We start from the raw sequence: 20,550 nt of genomic DNA, 5'->3' as shown, positions 1-20,550 counted from the left end.
AATCTCAGCCGGCCGCGGTGCCGTAGCGGCGGTCGCGGCGGTGGTAGTCGCTGATCGCGGACTCCAGTTCGTCGCGTCCGAAATCCGGCCACAGAACGTCAAGGAAAACCAATTCGGCATAAGCGCCCTGCCACAGCAGGAAATTGGAGATGCGCTTCTCGCCCGACGTCCGGATCACCAGATCGGGGTCGGGAATGCCGTTGGTGGATAGCCGCGAGGCCAGCGCCACGTCGTCGATGGCCGATGGCGCCAGCAGGCCGGCCTTGACCTCCTCGGCCAGCAGGCGGGCCGCCGCGACGATCTCCTGGCGGCCGCCGTAGGACAGCGCCAGCACCAGGGTCAGCGCCGTGTTGGCGGCGGTGCGGGCCTCGGATTCCTCGATCAGCGCGACGATGTCGGCCCCCAGGCGGGTGCGGTCGCCGATCACCTTCAGGCGGATGCCGTTCTTGTTGAGATTGGACACCTCGTTGCGCAGGTAGAGGCGCAACAGGCCCATCAGGTCGGTGACCTCACCGGCCGGGCGCTTCCAGTTTTCCGACGAGAAGGCGTAGAGGGTGAGATAGGAGACGCCCATCTCGCGCGCCGCCTCGACGGTGCGCCGCACCGCTTCGGCCCCGCGCTTGTGGCCGGCGGTGCGGGGCATCCCGCGCGCCTTCGCCCAGCGGCCGTTGCCATCCATGATGATGGCGACGTGAACCGGCGGCGGCGGCGGCTGGGCTGGCGAGGGCGCGGGGTCCATTCCGGGCTAGACCTGCATGATTTCCTTTTCCTTATGGACGAGATGGTCGTCGATCTTCTTGATCGTCTCGTCCGTCAGGACCTGGATGTCTTTTTCGTGCTTGTGGGTCTCGTCCTCCGAGACGTGACCATCCTTGGCCAGCTTCTTCAGCGCGTCCATGCCGTCGCGCCGCACATTGCGCACCGCCACCCGGGCCTGCTCGGCGTACTTGCCGGCGACCTTCTGCAGCTCCTTGCGCCGCTCCTCGTTCAGCGCCGGAATCGGCACCCGCACCAGCTGGCCGTCGGATTGGGGATTGAGGCCGAGGCCGGCGTCGCGGATGGATTTCTCGACCGCCTTGACCAGGCCCTTGTCCCAGACCTGGACGGTCAGCATGCGCGGCTCGGGCACGCCGATGGTGCCGCACTGGGTCAGCGGCATGGCCTGGCCATAGGCCTCGACCACCACCGGCTCGAGCAGCGACGCGGCGGCGCGGCCGGTGCGCAGGCCGGCGAATTCCTTCTTCAGCACCTCGACCGCATTGTCCATGCGGTGGGCGACGTCCTTCCTGAGATCGCTCCAATTATTCGGCGCGGACACGATTCAGCCCCCTTCGTTGATGATGGTGAAGCGCCCGCGCCCCGACACCACCTCGGCGAAGGCACCGTCGGTGTGCATGTCGAAGACGACGATGGGCACGTTGTTCTCGCGGCACAGCGAAATGGCCGAGGCGTCCATCACCGCCAGGTCGCGGGCCAGCACGTCATGGAAGCTCAGGCGGTCGTAGCGGATCGCGTCCGGGACCTTCTTGGGGTCGGCGGAATAGACGCCGTCCACCTGGCTGGCCTTGAGCAGGGCGTCGCAACCCATTTCCACCGCCCGCAAGGCGGCGGCGGTGTCGGTGGTGAAGAACGGATTGCCGGTGCCGGCGGCGAAGATCACCACCCGCTTCTTCTCGAGGTGGCGGATGGCGCGGCGGCGGATGAAGGATTCGCACACCGACGGCATGGGAATGGCCGACTGCACGCGGGTCTCGATGCCGCGGCCCTCCATGGAATTCTGCAGCGCCAGGGCGTTCATCACGGTGGCCAGCATGCCCATGTTGTCGGCGGCCGCCCGCTCCATGCCCTTGGCGGCGCCCGAGACGCCACGGAAGATGTTGCCGCCGCCGACCACGCAGCAGACCTCGACACCGAGGTCGCGCACCGACTGGATTTCACCGGCGATGCGGTCGATGGTGGCAGGGTCGAGGCCGTAGTCGCGCGACCCCATCAGGCCCTCGCCCGAGACTTTGAGGAGAACGCGGCGGAACTTGGCGTCGCTGGCCATGGCATCCTCGGTCAGGGGAGTTGCGGAAGACCCGGGTGGGGCGGCGCGGCGATCATACACACCATCGCGCCCGCCTGTCTTGGGTCTCGTCACCAGGGCGGCCGCCGGTGCCCCGGCGGCCGCGCCTCGGCGTCAGCCGCCCAGCTGGGCGGCGACTTCGGCGGCGAAGTCCTTCTCTTCCTTCTCGATGCCCTCGCCCAGGGCGAAGCGGGCGAAGCCGGTCAGCTTGACCGGGGCGCCGACGTCCTTGGCGGCATTCTCGACCACCTTGGCGATCTTGGTCTCCTGGTCGATCACGAACACCTGGTCGAGCAGGCAGACTTCCTCGTAGTACTTGCGGATGCGGCCTTCGACCATCTTCTCGATGACGTTGGCCGGCTTGCCCGAGGCCTGGGCCTGCTCGGTCAGCACCGCCTTCTCGCGCTCGAGCGCCGAGGCATCGACCGACGAGCTGTCCAGGAACAGCGGGTTGGCGGCCGCCACGTGCATGGCGATCTGCTTGCCCAGATCCGCCAGCTTGCCCTGGTCGCCGGCCGATTCGAGGGCGACCAGCACGCCGATCTTGCCCAGGCCGGGGGCGATGGACGAGTGCATGTAGGTGGCGACCACGCCCTGGGCGACCTGCAGGCGGACGGCACGGCGCAGGTTCATGTTCTCGCCGATGGTGGCGATCAGCCCGGTCAGCTGCTCGGCGACCGACTTGCCGGCACCCGGGAAGGCGGCGGCCTTGATCGCTTCGATATCGTCGCCGGTCTCCAGCGCGACCTTGGCGACCGAGGCGACGAAGCCCTGGAACTGCTCGTTGCGGGCGACGAAGTCGGTCTCGGCATTGACCTCGACGGCGACACCGGCGGTGCCCGAGGCGGCGACGCCCACCAGGCCCTCGGCGGCGACGCGGCCGGCCTTCTTGGCGGCGGCGGCCAGGCCCTTCTTGCGCAGCCAGTCGACCGCGGCTTCGAGGTCGCCGGCGGTCTCGCCCAGCGCCTTCTTGCAGTCCATCATGCCGGCGCCAGTCTTCTCGCGCAGCTCCTTGACAAGCGCAGCTGTGATCTCGGCCATGGGATATTCCTTTTCGCCTGGAGTCTCGGAAAACGAATTCAATGCGTTGTTTTGTTAAGAAAATGGCGGCGACTGAGGTCGCCGCCATGTTTCCGGGCCAAAGGCCTACTCGGCCGAGGCGGCTTCCCCGGTTTCACCTTCGACGGCGGCCGGAACCTCCTCGGCCACGGCGGCCGGGATGACCTCGACCGGGGCCTCGGCCTGGGCGCCGATGTCACCGCCCGAGCGACCGATCTCGGCCTGGATGCCGTCCAGCACCGCGCCGACCATCAGGTCGCAATAGGTCTGGATGGCACGGATGGCGTCATCGTTGCCCGGGACCGGGAAGTTGATGCCGGCCGGGTCCGAGTTGGAGTCCAGGATGGCCACCACCGGGATGCCCAGCTTGTTGGCTTCCTGCACCGCCAGCGACTCCTTGTTGGTGTCGATGATGAACAGGATGTCGGGCAGGCCGCCCATGTCCTTGATGCCGCCCAGGGCGCGGTCCAGCTTCTCCTTCTCGCGCGAGAGGTTCAGCTGCTCCTTCTTGGTCAGGCCCGACAGGGCGCCCGAGGCCAGCTGCTCGTCCAGCTCGCGCAGGCGCTTGATGGAGTGCGAGATGGTCTTCCAGTTGGTCAGCATGCCGCCGAGCCAGCGGTGGTTGACATAGTACTGGCCGCACTTCTTGGCCGATTCGGCGACGATGTCCGAGGCGGCGCGCTTGGTGCCGACGAACAGCACGCGGCCGCCACCGGCGACCACGTTGCGCACCGCGCTCATAGCGCCGTGAAGCATCGGCACCGACTGCTGCAGGTCGATGATGTGGATGCCGTTGCGCACGCCGAACAGGAACGGCGCCATCTTGGGGTTCCAGCGGCGGGTGTTGTGGCCGAAATGGACGCCGGCCTCGACGAGCTGGCGCATGGTGAAAGAGGGCAGAGCCATGGAGAGAGTCCCTTCGTTCTCCGGTTGAGCCTCCGCGGGTGTCGCCGGGGGAACCCCCGGCACCGGAGCGACGGACGTGCGAACACGCCGCCGCGGACCCGCGTGCGGATTTGTGGGCGGGTATGTAAAGGTTCCCGGCCGGTTTGGCAAGAAGTTCCCGACCGACCTAGCGTCCGCCCGCCGCATGCAGCTCGGGTTCGGCCAGCAGGCGTTCGCAGGCCGCCGGCAGCACCGGGCGGCGCCGGTTGGGCTTGTCCTTGGCTGAATCGGGAAGCAGGGTCGGCTTGGCGTTCCACGAAGCCAGCTCGGCCCCGCAGCCGTCGCCCGCCGGCACCGCCGGCTGGGGCACGCAGCCCGGGCTGCCGGCGGGACAGGCGAGGCGGACGTGGAAGTGCTCGTCGTGGCCCCACCATGGCCGCAGCTTGGCCAGCCACCCGCGGTCGCCGCCGGCGCTGCGGCAGGCCTGGGCCTTGATCGCCGGGTTGACGAAGATGCGGTCGACGCCCGGATCGGCGGCGGCGAGTTGCAGCAGGCGCATCTGGCCCCTGCCCCACGTCGCGGCAACCTTGGTGCCCTTCACCATGGTGATCGGGACCGGGCCGGCCAGTTCGGCGTCATTCAGCGGGCGGCCGGGCAGCTTGAACCAGATATCGACGTCGAGCCCGTGCTGATGGCTGCCATGGCCATAGGGCATCGGCCCGCCGCGCGGCTGCGACAGATCCCCCACCAGCAGCGGCCCCAGGCCTTCCAGGGCGGCACGGCGCCCCAGGCCCTCGACGTAGGCGATGGTATCGGGATGGGCCCAGAAGCGGTTGCGCTGGGGCCGCAGCACCTGGTAGCCCTCGCCTCCGGCCGGCAGCGGCCGCGCCCCCGCCAGGCATCCGGCGGCGGCCGAGCCCATCGCCTGGGGCAACTCATCCTGCGCCGAGGGCAGCCGCACCGCCGCCCACGCCTCGCCCGCGGCATGGGCCGACGGCGCCAGCCCCAGCGCCATCACAAGCGCCACTCCCCCCAGAACGCCGCGCATGTCCGTCTCCCTGCCGCCGACGAATCGGTCTACCGTGCCCGGGTTAAGAACGCCTCAATCAAAGTCGCATTCGGCGAACTGGCTCTGGATGTCATGGATGGCGGCGCCGCTGCTGCGCAGGATCTCGACCGCATCGGCATCGAACTTGCGCCCCGCCTCGGCCGCCAGATAGTCCAGCGCGTCCTGGTTGCTCCAGGCGTTCTTGTAGGGCCGGTTCGAGGTCAGCGCGTCGAAGACGTCGGCCACCGCGGCGATCCGGCCCTCCAGCGAGATGCCGTTGCCGGCCAGGCCATTGGGATAGCCGGTGCCGTCGATGCATTCGTGGTGGTGGGCGACGACGTTGCGCAGGATGCGCACATAGCCGGCATCGGCGATGCGGAAGGTGCTGGCCATCACGTCGACGATCTCGACCCCGCGCGCCACGTGATTGCGCATCACCGCGAATTCCTCGGGGGAGAGCCGGCCGGGCTTGAACAGGATGTGGTCGGGCACGGCGATCTTGCCCACGTCGTGCAGCGGCGCGAACTGGAACAGCAGCTCCACCCATTCGTCAGTCAGGCCCTGGCGCGGCGCCAGCCGGAGCGCGATCAGCCGGGCGTAGCGGGCCATCCGCTCCAGGTGGCTGCCGGTTTCCTCGTCGCGGACGTGGCTGATCTGGCGCACGGTCTTGACCGCCGCCTGGATCATCCGCACGGCATCCAGTTCCATGACCGCGGTCAGCGCCACCACCTCGGCCAGCGGCCGCAGGCGGTGCACCACCGGCTGGCTGAAATAGCCGGGCTCGAACGAGTTGAAGAACAGGAAGCCGTGAAAGGTGCCCTTGTTGAACATCGGCACGGTATAGCTGGACCGGTAGCCGGCCTTGACCAGGCGCCGGTTGTGGGCGGGGGTGGTGGTGGGATGGATCTCGAGGTCGTGGATGACCCGCCGTGCCCCGGTGCGCGCCAGTTCCGCCAGCGGCTTGAGATCCGCGAGCCGCGCCACCGTATGCTCGAACGGGCTGTCGCCCTCCGAGGAATGCAGGAAGGATTTCACGATATCGGTGCGCGGGTCGTAGATGGCGATGGCCACCCGGTTGACCCCCGGCAGATCCCGCTTGATCTCGTCATGCAGGCACATCACCCGTTCGGCCAGGCTTTGATGGACCGGGCGGTAGATGGTCATGGGATCTCCGCGGCTGCACGCTTTGACAAATGTCAATCCGGTGACGAGGGTAACCGCTCTAATGCCGGGCGGTCAAAGGTTCCATGGTATCGGAAAAGTAATACCCGGGGCGCAGACCCCGGGTATTGCCCCACAGGAATCCGGCCCTAGGAGTCCAGCCTTTTCGCCACTTCGCGTAATACGAACTTCTGGATCTTGCCGGTCGAGGTCTTTGGCAAAGGGCCGAACACCACCGTGCGCGGACACTTGAAGTGGGCGAGGCGCTCGCGGGTGAAGGCGATCAGTTCCAATTCGGTCACCTCCGAGCCTTCGCGCACCATCACGAAGGCGCAGGGGGTCTCGCCCCACTTGTCGTCCAGGCGGGCGACCACCGCCGCCTCGACCACATCGGGATGCTGGTAGAGGACGCCTTCCACCTCGATGGTGGAGATGTTCTCGCCGCCCGAGATGATGATGTCCTTCGAGCGGTCCTTCAGCTCGATGTAGCCGTCGGCGTGCCAAACACCCAGGTCGCCGGTATGGAACCAGCCGCCGGCGAAGGCCTCCGCCGTCGCCTTGGGGTTCTTCAGGTAGCCCTTCATCACCACGTTGCCGCGGAAGAACACCTCGCCCATGGTCTCGCCGTCGCGGGGCACCGGCTCCAGCGTGGTGGGATCGGCCACCATCAGCCCCTCCTCCATCACGTAACGCACGCCCTGGCGCGACTTCATGCGCGCCCGCTCATCAAGGGGCAGTTCGTCCCATTCCTCGTGCCAGGCGCAGACCGAGGCCGGGCCGTAGCTTTCGGTCAGGCCGTAGACGTGGGTGAGCTTGAAGCCCTGGGCCTCCAGCCGGCCGATGACGGCGGCGGGCGGCGGCGCCGCCGCGGTCATGAAGTTCACCGGGTGGGGCAGCGGCCGCCGGTCGGCCTCGGTGGCGTTGATCAGCATGCCCATGACGATGGGCGCACCGCACAGATGGGTGACCTTGTGGCGCTCGATGGCGGTGAACATGTTGGCGGCATCGACCCGGCGCAGGCAGACATGGGTGCCGGCCAGGGCGGTCACCGTCCACGGGAAGCACCAGCCGTTGCAGTGGAACATGGGCAGGGTCCAGAGATAGACCGGATGCCCGCTCATGCCCCAGGTGACGGCGTTGCCGATGGCGTTGAGGTAGGCGCCGCGGTGGTGGTAGACGACGCCCTTGGGATTGCCGGTGGTACCCGAGGTGTAGTTGAGCGAGATGGCTTCCCACTCGTCGGCCGGCCAGCGCCACTGGTAGTCGGGATCGCCGCCGGCGATGAAGGCCTCGTAATCGGTCTCGCCCAACAACTCGCCGCCCGAGGCCACCGGGTCGTCGATGTCGATGACCAGCATCCGCTTGTTGGCGCACAGCGACAGCGCCTTCTTGATGACGCCGGAGAACTCGCGGTCGGTGATCAGGACCTTGGCCTCGCCGTGGTCGAGGATGAAGGCCAGCGCCTCGGCATCGAGGCGGATGTTCAGCGCGTTCAGCACGGCACCGGTCATCGGCACGCCGAAATGGGCCTCGAAGATGGCCGGCACGTTGGGCGCCATCACCGCCACCGTATCGCCCGGCCCGATGCCGCGCGCCGCCAGCGCCGAGGCGAGACGGCGGCAGCGGGCGTAGGTTTCCCCCCAGGTGAAACGCTGCTCGCCATGGATCAACGATACCCGCTTGGGATAGACGCCGGCCGCCCGTTCGAGGAAGTGAAGCGGCGTGAGCGCCACGAAATTGGCCGCGGTCTTGCCGAGATCCGTGTCGTAGGGGTGTGCCATCAAAAATATTCCTTCGTGTGGGCAAGCAAACCTGTTCCCCCTGCCCGAACAGGGGGCCGGGGCCAGCATGCGGTCCTCTGAGCGAATTTTCAATATGGCCCTCAGCCGCACGAACAGTTGACACCGGCGCCCGGCGGAGCATGTCATTGGTCATGCGTCTGGTTCTGCTCATCAACCGCAATGCTGGCACCTTCCGCCGCCTGCCGCTCGGCCCCACCGTGGACCAGGCGGCGGAAGCGCTGAGGGCGGGCGGTCATAGCGTCGAGGTGGAGATCGCCGGACGCCGCGATCTGGCGCTGTCCATGTCGGCGGCGGCGCTGCGCACCGATATCGACGCGGTGGTCGCCGGCGGCGGCGACGGCACCGTGCTCACCGCGGTGCTGGCCGGACTGGGGCAGGAGGGCAAGCCGCTCGGGCTGCTGCCCATGGGCACCCTCAACCTGCTGGCCCGCGACATCGGTCTGCCCCTCGACCCCATCGAGGCGGCGCGCCTGCTGGCCGATCCCAAAGTGGCGGCGGTCGATCTGGGCGAGGTCAACGGCCTGCCCTTCACCATCTGGGCGTCACTGGGGATGCATCCCTGGGTGGTGCGCCGGCGCGATCGCATCCAGCGCGAAGAAGGCTTCGGCAAGTGGCCGGCCTTCGCCCTGGCGGCGCTGCGCGCCTTCCGACGCTACCCGCTGGTGCGGGCGACCATAACGGTGCGGGGCGAAAGCACCACGGTGACCACTCCGGTCCTCATCGTCTCCAACAACGCGTGGCGGCAGGAAACCCTGCCGCCCACCCGGGAATCCCTCGACCAGGGCGAGCTGGTGGTGCATGTGGCCAAGTCGACGCGGCGCCTGTCCCTGCTCTGGCTGGCCCTCAACGCGCTGATCGGGCGCTGGCACATTCCGCGCCTGCTCGCCACCTTCAGCGCCGATGAGGTGCGGGTCACCGGACGCAAGCGGCGGATGATGCTGTCGCTGGACGGCGAGGTCACCGTCCTGCGCTCGCCCCTGGTGTTCCGCACCCGCCCCCGTTCGCTCAGCATGCTGGTGCCCCGCAGGCCGGAAGAGCCGGGATGAGGATCCTGGCCCACCTGTCCGACCTCCATTTCGGCCGCACCGACGAACGGGTGGTGGAGGCGCTGCTGGAGGATCTGTCGCGCCACCGGCCCGATGTGGTGATCGTCTCGGGCGACCTGACGCAGCGGGCGCGCACGCACCAGTTCGCCGCCGCCCGCGCCTTCCTCGACCGCCTCGACGCGCCCTCGGTGGTGGTGCCGGGCAACCACGATCTGGCCCCCTTCTTCAACCCCATCCACCGCCTGTTCCGCCCCCGCAGCAAGTTCGAGAAGCACCTTCCCGGCCACGAGACCTGGCCCATCTGGCGCGACGACCAGGTGGTGGCCATCGGCCTCGACAGCACCCGCCATCTGCGCTGGACCAGCGGCAAGCTGCGCGCCAGCCATCTCGACCACGTGGATGCGGTGCTGGCCGATGCCTCGGCCGAGGCCGTCCGGGTGGTGTTCCTTCACCATCCCCCCGCCACCGCCTTGGCCGGACATCCGTTCGAGGCGCTGGCGGAACGGGGCGTCGATCTGGTCCTGACCGGTCACGTCCACAAGGCGCACGTGGAGCTGATCGTGGCGTCCCATCATCGCTCCTGCGTGCTGGTCCAGGCCTCGACCGCCTGCTCGACGCGGCTGCGCGAGGACGCCAACGGCTATGCCCTGATCAGCGTGGAGCCGGCGGCGATGACGGTCGAGACGCGCGGCTGGTCGGGAGAGCGGTTCCACGCCACCCACCGCCACGGCTTCCACAGGACCGGCAGCCAGTGGCGGCACGCGACGTAGGGCTATTCCCCCGCCGTCTCGGCCAGTGTCGCGGCGTAGGTATCGTCATCGGGGTCCAGCGTCACCGCGCGGCGGGCGGCGCGGCGGGCTTCCTCCCGCCGCCCCTGGCCCAGCAGCACATGGGCCAGGTTGTTCCAGCCCGCCGCCAGTTCCGGGCGGTTCGCCACGGCGCGGCGCAACGCCGCCTCCGCCCCGGCCGGGTCGCCCAGGGCATGGCGCGCATTGGCCAGGCCGATGGCGGCCGCCGCGCTGTCGGGCCAGCGTCCCAGAACGGACTCGTAGGCCGCGACCGCCTCGGGAGTGCGCCGCGCCCGCTCCAGTCCGGCCGCGGCGGCCAGCGCATCCCGCTCGGCAGCGGTGGCGGGCAGGAGGTCCGGCGCCGTCACCACCATGGCCCAGCGCCCACCCCGCTCCCAGGTGCGGACGAAGGTGTCCAGGGGCAGCTCCAGTTCCCGCTCGGTGCCGGAGTGCAGCACCACGGTGTCGCGGGGCAGGTCGTAGCCGATCGCCACGGCGAAATGCCAGACCGGGTAGGCGTCCAGGCCGAGGTTCTGGAACACCAGCACCGGATGGCCGGCCGCCAGTTCCGCCAGCACCGCCTCGAGGCGGCGCACCGGCACCGCCAGGCGGCCATGGCGGCGCGCGGCAGCGACCATGTCGGCGGTCATGCTGCCCTCGCGCCCCGGGGTGTAGACCTCGGCCGGGTCGAGCCTGCCGGCATCCCCCGCCCATTCCAGCACCATCGCCAGCGCCGCCGGGCCGCAGGCCTTCTCGGCCTGGGGATGGAACGGCACCGCGGCCACCCGGGCGGTCGGCGGCAGGCCCGGCGGGACGGCGGCGGAGTCCAGCGGCGGACGCCCGGCGCAGCCGGCCACCATCACCAGCAGGGCCAGCACCCTCAGCGCACGCTGCGGGTCCACGGGAACACCTTGGTCAGGCCGGCAATGTCGGTGATCAGCAGGATGATGAACACCAGCACCGCGGCGCCGATCACCACCCCGAGCCCGTTGCCGCCGGCCGGCAGGGTATCGAGATTGCCGGCGATGCGGGCGATCTCCTCGTCCGACATGGCCTCGACCCGCCGCTCGGCCTCGTCGGGCGACACCCCCAGCGCCTGCATCTGGGCGCGAACGTCGTCACGGGCCAGAAAGGCGGCGACCCGTTCGCGGTCTCCGTCCCGCTGCTCGGCGGCAAGGACCGTATCGGTGGCGACCAGCCGGGCCCCGGCGGGTACGGGCACGGAGGCCAGCACCAGGGCGAGCACGGTGACGGCCGCAACCGCATGACGGCAAGGGCGGAACTCGGCCATGGCGCACATCCTCGCGGGCAGTGAAGGGATATCCGCCCATATGGCGGCGCCGGACGGGCGCGCCAGTCGGACAGGCGGCTTACCCCCTTCACCGATTGTTGAGGGCCTGCTGGCGTCGGCGGATGTCTTCGGGCCAGGTCGATTTGATGAAGGCGATCACCGCCCGGATGTCGCGGTCGGACAGGCGTCCGACGAAGGACGGCATGTTGGTCTTGTAGTCCGGCGGCGCGAACCGCGCCAGGCCGTGCTTGGTGATGCTGAACAGGTGCTGGTCGGAATGGTGCCAGGTGTGGCCCGAGGCATCGTGCGGCGGCGCCGGCAGCTCCCCGGTCGGCCGCCGCGTCTGCCAGTCGGGCTCGCCCTCCAGGCGGGCTCCATGGCATTCGGCGCAGTGGCCGCGATAGACCGCCTCGCCGCGGGCGACCTGCTTGGGATCGGCCGGATCGATGCGGTCGCGGCCGCGCCACCACCCCCAACCGCCAAAGGCGCCGGCGGCCAGAACAACAAGCACGGCAAGGGTCATCATGCGTCGGCCGGACATGGCCAGACCATAGCCACTTTCCTCTAGAATCGGTAGCCCCAGCGCAGTCCCAGATTGTCCATGCCCTCGTTGTGGCGCCCGAGATTGGCGTTGCTGATGTGGTCGAAGGTGACCATCACGCTATGGGCGCCATCCAGCTCCACCCCCACGGAAACCGATTCGCGGAACAGCAGGCGGGTTCCCAGTTCCTTGCGGTCCGTCCCGCCGTTCGACAGCCGGCCGTCATGGGCCGCCGCTCCCAGCGAGCCCTCGAGGAACAGTCCGGCGACCGGCCGCCAGGCCCAGCTCAGGCCGCCATAGACCTGGCTGGTGTCGCCGGCGAAGCTGACGCTGGCGCCCACATGGGGGCGCGGCCCGCCCACGGCCCCGAGCCAGGCCGGCGCGGGAAACAGAAACTCGATATTGGCGTCCAGCCCCTCTTCCTTGCGATTGCCGAACACGCCGACGTCGTGGGCCATCGCGCCCAGGCGCGCCTCGATTCCCTCGGCGTAGGACGGAAACGCGGCCAGGACGAGCATCAGGGTCGGCATCAGGGTGCGCATGGACGGGAGATGGGGAGCCTTGTCCCGGCGCCCTACCGCGACCTCGGTCCAGGACCCACCCCATCGGCGGGGTTGCAAACGCCGGGGATCGGGCCATCATGGCGTCCCCCCTTCGTCCGGGAGCGCCGCCCCATGAGCACCGTCCTGATCTCCGTCTTCTGTCCCGACCGCACCGGCCTGGTGGCCGCCATCACCGGGCGGCTGTTCGAGATCGGCGCCAATCTGGGCGACACCAGCTTCGCCATGCTGGGGGCGGGCGCGGAATTCACCTCGCTTTGCCACCTGCCCGACGACATGGCGGCGCCCGAATGCGAGGCCGATCTGGCAGCGCTGCCGGAGCTGGCCACCGCCCGGGTGTCGGTGCGTCCGTTCGAGCTGGACGACGCCCATGGGCCGCTGGGCCGCATCACCCACCGGGTGGTGGTGTCGGGCGGCGACCGCCCCGGCCTGATCGCCCGCATGTCCGAGGTGTTCGGCCAGTTCCAGGCCAACATCGTGCGCATGGACGCCCAGCGCCTGGCCGAACAGAATCTCTACGTGACCCGCTTCGCCGTCGCCATTCCCGAGCGGGCCGCCGCCTGCCTGGCCACCGTCGCCAACACCGCCGGCGAACTGGGCCTGGCCTGCACCGTGGAAGAAGCCTGACCGTTCACCGGTTCGCCACCATTGTGATGGATCACCTGGCCGCTGATGTAGGACGCATCGTCCAATGCGGTTGACGTGGCGGCACCCGGCCGGGGATCAAGAGGCCTTCGCCTTCCTCGCAGGGGTCTTTCGCGGCCGCGAGCCCCCGGACAACGCCGCCTCGATAGCGGCCCGCAGCGCATCGGGGCGCACCGGCTTGTGCAGCAGCCGATGCCCCAGCGCCTGGGCCTGCTGCAGGCGCTCGGGCGCGGTGTCGCCGGTGACGATGATGGCCGGCACCTTGCCCTCGGCGCGCAGATGGATGGCGATCCGGGCGATGGCCTGACCACCGGTCTCGCCGTTCTGCAGGCGGTAATCGGCGATGATCAGGTCGGGCAGGCGGCCGAAGCCGGGCAGCCGCCGGATCGCCTCGTCGGCCCCGCCCGCCGCCAGCACCACATGGCCCCAGCTGGCGAGCAGGGCTTCGAGCCCGTCGCGGACGTCGGGCTCGTCCTCGATCACCAGGATGGAGACGCCCCGGCGCATCAGGTCGAGGGGCAGCTGCCGCACCCCCGGGGCGATACGGCGGTGGCACACCGGAACCTCGACCGCGAAGACCGAGCCCCGCCCCTCCACCGAGCGCACGTCGATGCGGTGCCCCAGCAGACGGGCGAGACGCTCGACGATGGCCAGCCCGAGGCCCAGCCCCTGGCGGCGGTCGCGGCCGGAATTGCCCACCTGGTGGAATTCGCGGAAGATGTTCCTCAGTTCGGCCTGCGGAATACCGATGCCGGAATCCCAAACCTCGAGGCGCAGCACGTCGCCGCGCCGGCGGCACCCGAACAGCACCCGCCCGCCCGCCGGGGTGTATCGCACCGCGTTGTTCAGCAGGTTGCGCAGGATGCGTTCCACCAGCGCCGCGTCGGTGTGCACCGCCAGGCCGGTGGGAACCGCCGACAGCCTGATCCCCTCGGCCACGCACAGCGATTCGAATTCCCTGGCCAGCCGGCGCATCATCGGCCCGATGGCGAAGTCGTCGGCCTGCGGCACCACCAGCCCGGCCTCCAGCTTGGACACGTCGAGCAGGCCGTTCAGCAGCCCCTCCAGCGCGGTCACCGAATCCTGGACCCGCCCCACCAGGGTGGCCCGGGCGGGATCGAGATCGCTGCCCGACAGAACCTCGACGAACATGGCCAGGGCCTGCATGGGCTGGCGCAGGTCGTGGCTGGCGGCGGCGAGGAAGCGGGTCTTGGCGACGTTGGCCTCCTCGGCGGCCTCCTTGGCGTCGAACAGCTCGTCCTCGAAGGTCTGCTGGGCGCTGTGGTCGTGCATGAAGGCGAAGAAGAAGCGCACCTTGCCGGAATCGTCGCGCAGCACGCCGGCCCGCTGCCAGACCGGGAAGATGCGCCCCGAGGCGTCCACCGCCTCGATCACCCCTTCCCAGCTTTCGCCCCTCAGCAGCGCCGGTGTCAGCGCCCGGTCCAGCAGCGCTTCCGACGAGCGCGGGAAATAGCCGCGGTAATGGGTGCCGGCGACGCCGTCCTGGGTCACCGCGAACAGCCGCGCGAAGGCAGAATTGGCGTAGAGGATGTGGCCGGAGGGCGACAGGATCACCACCCCCTCGTGCGAGGCGTCCATCACCCGGCGGAACAGCGACAGGTTCTCCTCGGCGCGGCGGCGATCGTCGATGTCCTCGATGGTCACCACGCCGAATGGACCATCGCGGCCGCCGAGGGCCAGCGACGCGGTCAGCCGCCCCCAGAACAGCGAGCCGTCCTTGCGCCGGTAGCGGTTCTCCCGCGTGAAGCTCTCCACCGTGCCCCGCACCAGCCCGCGCGCCGCCTCGGCATCGGCCTGGCGGTCCTCGGGGTGGACGAGGTCGAGGAAGGTCCGCTCCGCCAACTCGTCGGGGGGGTACTGGAACATGGCGCACATGGCGGGATTGGCGTGGGTCAGGGTGCCGCCCGGCGGCACCACCGCGATGCCCAGCGCGGCATGGTCGAAGATGGCGCGAAAGCGGTTCTCGCCGTCGCGCGAATCCCTTTCCGCCTGTTCGGTGACGTCGAGACCGACCCCGCGGTAGCCGATGAAGGCGCCCCCCGGCGCGAAGCCGGGCCGCCCCGACAGCAGGAAGTGGCGCATGCGCCGCCGCGCCTCGTCCCACAGCCGCAGCCGCAGGTTGCGGAAGGGCGCCAGGGCGCGCACGGCGTGAAGCTGGTCCTGGTGTTCGCCATCGTCGATCAGGAAGCGGCGCAGCAATTCCTCGAGGGTCCGCCCGACCACATCGCCCGGGGTGATGCCGGTGCCCTCGCCGAAGGTGGGTGACAGCCGGACGATGCGCAGGGACGGGTCGGTTTCCCACACCCAGTCGGCCGCAGCCGCCAGGACGTCGATGACGAAGTCCGGGGTCGGCGGCGGCGCGGCCGCAAGTCGTTCGCCCAGTCCCGAAGCCGCTAGCATCCGACCCATGGCCCTTCTTCAGTCAGCCAGAAGGGGAAGCCTAGGCCTGTGCCCAGCCGGCGGGCAATATGGCCCCCGGCCTAAGGGCCGCTCCATCGGTCGGGGAGCAGCAGGACCATCAGCAAGGTGGCCTGCAACGGATTGAAATTATCGTCGGACAGCAGCAGCGCCACCAGCCGTCCATCGGCCCGCCGCGCCACCGCCAGGCCCTCGAAATTGTCCACCGTCAGGGACGAATCGGCGCGGGCCAGTTCCCTCCCCGCCAGCACGTGTCCCGCCCGGATGTCGGCGCCGGCCACCTGGACCAGCCGCATCCCGACCCCGGCCGCCAGGCTGAAGCGGCGTTCCAGCACCAGCAGGTCGCCGCCCGGCAGCATTGCCGCTGCGGTGGGGTGGAAATCCTCGCTGCGGCGATAGCCGAGCCCTTGCCACGCCCCGTCCCGGCCGATCCAGGCGGAAAAGATGCCGCCCTCGCCGCCTTCCTCGGATATGGCGAGCAACCGCCCGTCGGCCAGCACCGCCACCGCCTCCGCCCCGCCGTTGTCCGGCTGGCGGTCGAAGCCCGAGGGTGGCGCCAGCGGCCGCGGCCGGCCCGACAACCCGTCGGGATAGAGCCACAGCCGGTGGCGGCGTTCGAACGACACCAGCGGGCCGTCTGGGGTGGCGACCACTTCCTCGGCATCGCCGTCCCGCTTGCCGCCGTCCAGCCCGCCCAGCGGCGCCACCGCCAGCCCGGACACCCCCAGCGGCCGCCACGCGGCATCGTGGTCGAGGCGGAACCTCACCCAATGGCCGGCATCGGTCACCGCGGTGACCTCGTCGCCGTTCAGCGTCAGCCCCGACAGCCCGCCGAACTCCTTGTCGTCCGCCCGCAGTTCCAGGATGCCCAGCACCTCGGTCTCGCCCAGCCGGGTGGAAGCCGGGTCCGCCGCCGACAGCGGCAGCGGGCGGTATTCCAGGCCGCCGGCGGCAGGCGTGCCGCCCAGGCAGGCGCTCAGGCCGGCGGTCAGCAACAGCAGGAAGAGGGCCGGGCGCATCATGGCGGCAGTGTAGCGCCGCCGCCTTCGCCCGAAAAGCGCGTGGGCTCTGGCATGGCGCCCGGGCTTGCGGCACAATGCCGGCCCATGAGCCCCGACATCACCGCCTGCTTCCCCCAGTTCGGCCGCCTCGACCCCGAGGGCGCGCGCATGCTCGAAACGGCGCAACGGACCGTCACCATCCCGGCCGGAACGGTGGTGTTCCAGGACGGCTCGGAATGCGCCAATTACGTCCTGGTCATGGACGGCTCGGTGCGGGTGCAGAAGGTGGCCGAGAACGGGCGCGAGATCGTGCTCTACCGGGTCGAGCGCGGGCAGTCCTGCGTGCTCACCACCAACTGCCTGATCGCCCGCGAGGATTACGCCGCCCAGGGCATCGCCGAGACCGAGGTGCGCGCCCTGGTGCTGCCGGCTCCCTCCTTCCGCGCTCTGCTCGGCCGTTCCGAGGTGTTCCGCGACTTCGTCTTCTCGGCCTACGCCTCGCGCATCGCCGACCTGCTGATGCTGATCGAGGAGGTGGCGTTCGGCCGCGTCGACGTCCGCCTGGCCGCCTGGCTGCGCCAGCACGCCGATGGCGAGGGCTGGATCCGCGCCACTCACCAGGACATCGCCACCGAACTGGGAACGGCGCGCGAGGTGGTCAGCCGCCAGCTCAAGGAATTCGAGCGCCGCGGCTGGGTCGAGCTGCATCGCGGCAAACTGTCGGTGCGCGACCGGGCGGGGCTGGCCTCGCTTTCGGATGGAATGTGACCTAGTCACGGTCCCTGGCCCGCGGACATGCATGATGGCGTCATTCGGTTTCCATCTCGGAGTTCACTTCCCATGTCCAAGAACGTCGGCGGCATCGACCGCATCCTTCGCATCGTCGCCGGTCTCGTCCTGATCGCCCTGGCCGTCACCGAGACGGTCGGCCTCTGGGGTTATGTCGGCGTGGTGCCGCTGCTCACCGGCGCCATCGGCTGGTGCCCGGCCTATCTGCCGTTCGGCATCAAGACCTGCAAGTCCGCGTGAACCTGGGTTGACGGAGCCGGCGGCGCGTCCGCCGGCCCCTCTCCTCCGCCGGCCAGCAGCGCCGCATTGCCACCCGCCGCGGCGATGTTCACCGTGACGGTTCTTTCGGTGGCGTAACGAAGCAGGGTATGCGGCCCGCCCGCCTTGGGACCCGTGCCGGACAGCCCTTCCCCGCCGAACGGCTGGGTTCCCACCACCGCCCCGATCATGCTGCGGTTGACGTAGATGTTGCCCACCGGCGCCCGCGCGCAGATTCGTTCCACCACCGAATCAATGCGCGAATGGACGCCCAGGGTGAGGCCGTAACCGCATCCCTCCAGCCAGTCCATCACCCCGTCCAGGCGATCGCCGGCGAAGGGGACGATCTGCAGCACCGGGCCGAACACCTCCTCGGTCACCCCCTCGGGCGCTTCGAGGCGGAACGCCACCGGTGCCAGGAAGGTGCCGGCGCGGCAATCCTCGCCCAGCCGCCCCTCGGCCACCACCGTTCCGTCGCGGCGCAACCGCCGCACGTGGCGCTCCAGCCCCTCCAGCGCCTGGGGGTCGATCACCGGCCCGACATCGGTGGCCAGGCGGATCGGGTCGCCCACATTCAACTCGTCCACCGCGCCGGCCAGCATGGCGATCACCTTGTCGGCCAGGTCCGCCTGCAGGAACAGCAGGCGCAGGGCGGAACAGCGCTGGCCCGCCGACTGGAAGGCCGAGATCACCACGTCGCCGACCACCTGCTCCGGCAGGGCCGAGGAATCGACGATCATGGCGTTGATGCCGCCGGTCTCGGCCACCAGCGGAAGGATCGGCCCGCCGCGGCCGGCCAGGTCGCGGGCGATGGCGCGGGCGGTCATGGTCGAGCCGGTGAAGGCAACACCACCCAGGTGGGGCGCCCGCACCAGGGCTGCACCCATGGGACCATCGCCCGGCAGCAGGTGCAGGACCTCGGCCGGCACGCCGGCCTGATGCAGCAGGGCGATGGCGCGGGCGGCGATCAAGGGCGTCTGCTCCGCCGGCTTGGCCACCACCGCGTTGCCGGCCGCCAGCGCCGCCGCCACCTGCCCGGTGAAGATGGCGAGCGGGAAGTTCCACGGGCTGATGCAGGCGAAGACGCCGCGCCCGTGCAGGGACAGCCGGTTGGTCTCGCCGGTCGGCCCCGGCAGGTCGAGCGGGCGCGAGAACTGCTCGCGCGCCCGGGCGGCGTAGTAGCGCAGGAAGTCCACCGCCTCGCGCAGTTCCGCCACCGCGTCGGGCAGGGTCTTGCCGGCCTCGCGCACCGCCAGCCACAGCAGATCGGGGCGCGATTGCTCGAACAGGTCGGCCGCCCGCTCCAGAACCGCCGCCCGCGCTTCGCCGCCCAGCCGGTCCCAGTCCGGCCACGCCGCCCGGGCCCGCTCGACGGCATGGGCGGCGTCCTCGGGCGCCGCCTCGACGACGGTGCCGACAATCCGGCGCAGGTCGGCGGGGTCCAGCAGCACCCGTTCCTCGCCCACCGTGATCTGGTTGCCGCCGATCACCGGCAAAGCGGCGAAATCCCCCTGCCCGGCCTGCTCCATGGCCGCCACCAGGGCGGCAACGCGGTCCGGATCGGCGAGGTCGATGCCGGCGGAATTGAGCCGTTCCGGCGCATAGAGATCGGCCGGCAGCGGGATGGTTCCCGTACCCTGGGACCGCGCCGCCGCGACCGGGTCCTCGACCATGCGCGAGACCGGCACCGACCTGTCAGCCAGCCGGTTGACGAACGACGTGTTGGCCCCGTTCTCCAGCAGCCGACGCACCAGATAGGGCAGCAGCTCCTCGTGGCTGCCCACCGGGGCATAGACCCGGCACGGCCGCTCGCCGAGAACGGGGGTGTACAGGGTCTCGCCCATGCCGTGCAGGCGCTGGTATTCCCAATCGCCGCCCGGCCCGGCCAGTTCGGCGACGGCCGCCACGGTGTGGGCGTTGTGGGTGGCGAAGGCGGCGCGCAGATGCCGCCCGGCCGCGACCAGGTCGCGGGCGCAGGCCAGGTAGGAGGTGTCGGTGGCCGCCTTGCGGGTGAATACCGGATAGGTGTCGAGGCCGCGCTCCTGCGCCCGCTTGATCTCGCTGTCCCAATAGGCGCCCTTGACCAGGCGGACGGTCATGCGCCGTCCCGCCGCCGAAGCCAGATCGGCGGCCCAGGCGATGACCGCCGGCGCCCGCTTCTGATAGGCCTGGACGGCGATGCCGAAGCCTTCCCACCCGGCCAGGGCCGGGTCGGCGAACACCGCCTCGACCATGTCCAGCATGGGCTCCAGCCGATCGGCCTCCTCGGAATCGACGGTCAGCCCGATATCCGCCGCCTTGGCGGCCAGGCACAGGTCCAGGAGCCGGGGCGCCAGTTCGCCCCCCAGACGCCCGGCCTGGGCCGGTTCGAAGCGCGGATGCAACGCCGACAGCTTGACCGACAGGCCCGGCCCGTCCACCGGCCCCCGCCCCGCCGCCGCCCGGCCGATGGCGGCGATGGCGCCGAGATAGGCCTCGAAATAGCGGCGGGAATCGGCCCTGGTGCGTGCCGCCTCGCCCAGCATGTCGAAGGAATGGCGCCAGCCGTGGCGCTCGGACTCGCCGGCACGGTCCAAGGCCTCGGCAATGGTGCGGCCCATCACGAACTGGCGCCCCAGGATGCGCATGGCGGTCGCCATGGCCTCGCGCAGCACCGGCTCGCCGGCCCGCGCCAGCAGCCGCCCGAGCACGCCGGCGGGCGCCTCCTCCAGCCGGACCAGCCGGCCGCTCAGCATCAGCGCCCAGGTCGAAGCGTTGACGAACGCGGACTCCGAGCGTCCCAGGTGGCTGGCCCAGTCGCCGGCGCCGATCTTGTCGCGGATCAGGCGGTCGGCGGTGGCGCTGTCGGGGATGCGCAGCAGCGCCTCGGCCAGGCACATCAGCACCACCCCTTCCTGGGTGGAGAGGCGGAACTCGCCCAGGAAGGCGTCGATGTCGCCGGCCGGGCGCGCCGCGCGCACCGCCTCGACCAGCCGCCCGGCGTGGGCCGAGACGCGGGCGGCGGCATCGGGCGCCAGTTCGGCCCGCCCCGCCAGTTCAGCGATGATGTCGCGCTCGTCCCGTCGATTGGCGGCGCGGATGGATCGGCGCAGATCGGCGTTCATGTCGTCCTTCCCCGGGGAAGAAGACCGCGTCCCTTCCATGTGCGCTCTTTCCGGCGCCGGCACAAGCT

20 protein-coding genes are annotated in these 20,550 nt (G+C 70.3%); 5 read left to right on the top strand and 15 right to left on the bottom strand.

The window, feature by feature from the left end; genetic code table 11:
• Window positions 1-4 precede the first annotated feature (4 nt).
• The 8 genes from MTBUT4_RS03710 to MTBUT4_RS03675 all read right to left on the bottom strand — a co-directional run bounded on the left by MTBUT4_RS03710 (window position 5) and on the right by MTBUT4_RS03675 (window position 7,999).
• Window positions 5-739 carry an isoprenyl transferase gene (locus tag MTBUT4_RS03710; protein ID WP_173978313.1) on the bottom strand — a complete coding sequence of 245 codons (735 nt, stop codon included), beginning with the start codon at window positions 737-739 and terminating at the stop codon, window positions 5-7.
• A gap of 6 nt (window positions 740-745) precedes the next feature.
• The gene (gene frr, locus MTBUT4_RS03705) at window positions 746-1,267 is read right to left on the bottom strand and encodes a ribosome recycling factor (protein ID WP_217424108.1); all 522 of its coding nucleotides are present in this window, start codon (window positions 1,265-1,267) and stop codon (window positions 746-748) included.
• A gap of 54 nt (window positions 1,268-1,321) precedes the next feature.
• Window positions 1,322-2,047, bottom strand: coding sequence for a UMP kinase (gene pyrH, locus MTBUT4_RS03700; RefSeq protein WP_371737512.1), 726 nt, complete (start codon window positions 2,045-2,047; stop codon window positions 1,322-1,324).
• 132 nt (window positions 2,048-2,179) lie between these two features.
• A complete protein-coding gene (gene tsf, locus MTBUT4_RS03695) occupies window positions 2,180-3,106 on the bottom strand; it encodes a translation elongation factor Ts (protein ID WP_173978311.1) in 927 nt (308 codons plus the stop codon).
• A gap of 105 nt (window positions 3,107-3,211) precedes the next feature.
• Entirely contained in the window at window positions 3,212-4,030 is an 819-nt protein-coding gene (gene rpsB, locus MTBUT4_RS03690; protein ID WP_173978310.1) for a 30S ribosomal protein S2, read from the bottom strand.
• Window positions 4,031-4,196: 166 nt separating this feature from the next.
• Window positions 4,197-5,057 carry a penicillin-insensitive murein endopeptidase gene (mepA, locus tag MTBUT4_RS03685; protein WP_305792102.1) on the bottom strand — a complete coding sequence of 287 codons (861 nt, stop codon included), beginning with the start codon at window positions 5,055-5,057 and terminating at the stop codon, window positions 4,197-4,199.
• A gap of 54 nt (window positions 5,058-5,111) precedes the next feature.
• The gene (locus MTBUT4_RS03680) at window positions 5,112-6,221 is read right to left on the bottom strand and encodes an HD domain-containing phosphohydrolase (RefSeq protein WP_173978309.1); all 1,110 of its coding nucleotides are present in this window, start codon (window positions 6,219-6,221) and stop codon (window positions 5,112-5,114) included.
• A 146-nt stretch (window positions 6,222-6,367) separates the two neighbouring features.
• Window positions 6,368-7,999 carry an acyl-CoA synthetase gene (locus MTBUT4_RS03675; RefSeq protein ID WP_173978308.1) on the bottom strand — a complete coding sequence of 544 codons (1,632 nt, stop codon included), beginning with the start codon at window positions 7,997-7,999 and terminating at the stop codon, window positions 6,368-6,370.
• 152 nt (window positions 8,000-8,151) lie between these two features.
• Here MTBUT4_RS03675 and mamU point away from each other — a divergent pair, with 152 nt between their 5' ends.
• Window positions 8,152-9,066: a lipid kinase MamU gene (gene mamU, locus MTBUT4_RS03670; protein ID WP_173978307.1), complete on the top strand. Its 915-nt coding sequence runs from the start codon at window positions 8,152-8,154 to the stop codon at window positions 9,064-9,066.
• On the top strand, window positions 9,063-9,836 hold the full coding sequence (locus MTBUT4_RS03665) for a metallophosphoesterase (RefSeq protein ID WP_173978306.1): 774 nt from the start codon (window positions 9,063-9,065) through the stop codon (window positions 9,834-9,836). Before mamU ends, MTBUT4_RS03665 begins: the two co-directional genes overlap by 4 nt.
• A 2-nt stretch (window positions 9,837-9,838) precedes the next feature.
• Here MTBUT4_RS03665 and MTBUT4_RS03660 read toward each other — a convergent pair whose 3' ends face one another.
• The 4 genes from MTBUT4_RS03660 to MTBUT4_RS03645 form a co-directional block, all read right to left on the bottom strand.
• Entirely contained in the window at window positions 9,839-10,756 is a 918-nt protein-coding gene (locus MTBUT4_RS03660) for a PA2778 family cysteine peptidase (RefSeq protein WP_173978305.1), read from the bottom strand.
• Complete coding sequence (locus MTBUT4_RS03655; RefSeq protein WP_173978304.1) at window positions 10,735-11,145, bottom strand: PA2779 family protein; 411 nt, start codon at window positions 11,143-11,145, stop codon at window positions 10,735-10,737. The genes MTBUT4_RS03660 and MTBUT4_RS03655 overlap by 22 nt, the downstream gene beginning before the upstream one ends.
• Before the next feature lie 88 nt (window positions 11,146-11,233).
• The gene (locus tag MTBUT4_RS03650; RefSeq protein ID WP_173978303.1) at window positions 11,234-11,686 is read right to left on the bottom strand and encodes a cytochrome c; all 453 of its coding nucleotides are present in this window, start codon (window positions 11,684-11,686) and stop codon (window positions 11,234-11,236) included.
• A 23-nt stretch (window positions 11,687-11,709) separates the two neighbouring features.
• On the bottom strand, window positions 11,710-12,228 hold the full coding sequence (locus MTBUT4_RS03645; protein ID WP_173978302.1) for an acyloxyacyl hydrolase: 519 nt from the start codon (window positions 12,226-12,228) through the stop codon (window positions 11,710-11,712).
• Window positions 12,229-12,360: 132 nt separating this feature from the next.
• On the opposite strand from MTBUT4_RS03645, the gene MTBUT4_RS03640 reads away from it, so the two are divergent.
• Window positions 12,361-12,873, top strand: coding sequence for a glycine cleavage system protein R (locus MTBUT4_RS03640; protein WP_173978301.1), 513 nt, complete (start codon window positions 12,361-12,363; stop codon window positions 12,871-12,873).
• Between the two features lie 96 nt (window positions 12,874-12,969).
• On the opposite strand, the gene MTBUT4_RS03635 is transcribed toward MTBUT4_RS03640, so the two are convergent.
• Window positions 12,970-15,321 carry a PAS domain S-box protein gene (locus tag MTBUT4_RS03635; RefSeq protein WP_173978300.1) on the bottom strand — a complete coding sequence of 784 codons (2,352 nt, stop codon included), beginning with the start codon at window positions 15,319-15,321 and terminating at the stop codon, window positions 12,970-12,972.
• 71 nt (window positions 15,322-15,392) lie between these two features.
• The gene (locus MTBUT4_RS03630) at window positions 15,393-16,352 is read right to left on the bottom strand and encodes an esterase-like activity of phytase family protein (RefSeq protein ID WP_173978299.1); all 960 of its coding nucleotides are present in this window, start codon (window positions 16,350-16,352) and stop codon (window positions 15,393-15,395) included.
• An 84-nt stretch (window positions 16,353-16,436) separates the two neighbouring features.
• Here MTBUT4_RS03630 and MTBUT4_RS03625 point away from each other — a divergent pair, with 84 nt between their 5' ends.
• Both MTBUT4_RS03625 and MTBUT4_RS03620 read left to right on the top strand, forming a co-directional pair.
• Window positions 16,437-17,099 carry a Crp/Fnr family transcriptional regulator gene (locus MTBUT4_RS03625; RefSeq protein WP_173978298.1) on the top strand — a complete coding sequence of 221 codons (663 nt, stop codon included), beginning with the start codon at window positions 16,437-16,439 and terminating at the stop codon, window positions 17,097-17,099.
• 72 nt (window positions 17,100-17,171) lie between these two features.
• Window positions 17,172-17,360 (top strand): DUF2892 domain-containing protein, encoded by a 189-nt coding sequence (locus tag MTBUT4_RS03620; RefSeq protein WP_173978297.1) that lies wholly within the window; start codon window positions 17,172-17,174, stop codon window positions 17,358-17,360.
• Here MTBUT4_RS03620 and putA read toward each other — a convergent pair.
• A complete protein-coding gene (putA, locus tag MTBUT4_RS03615; RefSeq protein ID WP_173978296.1) occupies window positions 17,321-20,482 on the bottom strand; it encodes a bifunctional proline dehydrogenase/L-glutamate gamma-semialdehyde dehydrogenase PutA in 3,162 nt (1,053 codons plus the stop codon). The genes MTBUT4_RS03620 and putA overlap by 40 nt on opposite strands.
• Window positions 20,483-20,550: the final 68 nt, after the last annotated feature.

This window comes from Magnetospirillum sp. UT-4 (genome assembly GCF_902729435.1).
Classification (GTDB): Bacteria; Pseudomonadota; Alphaproteobacteria; order Rhodospirillales; family Magnetospirillaceae; genus Magnetospirillum.
This window is presented reverse-complemented; position numbering and strand designations above follow the sequence as displayed.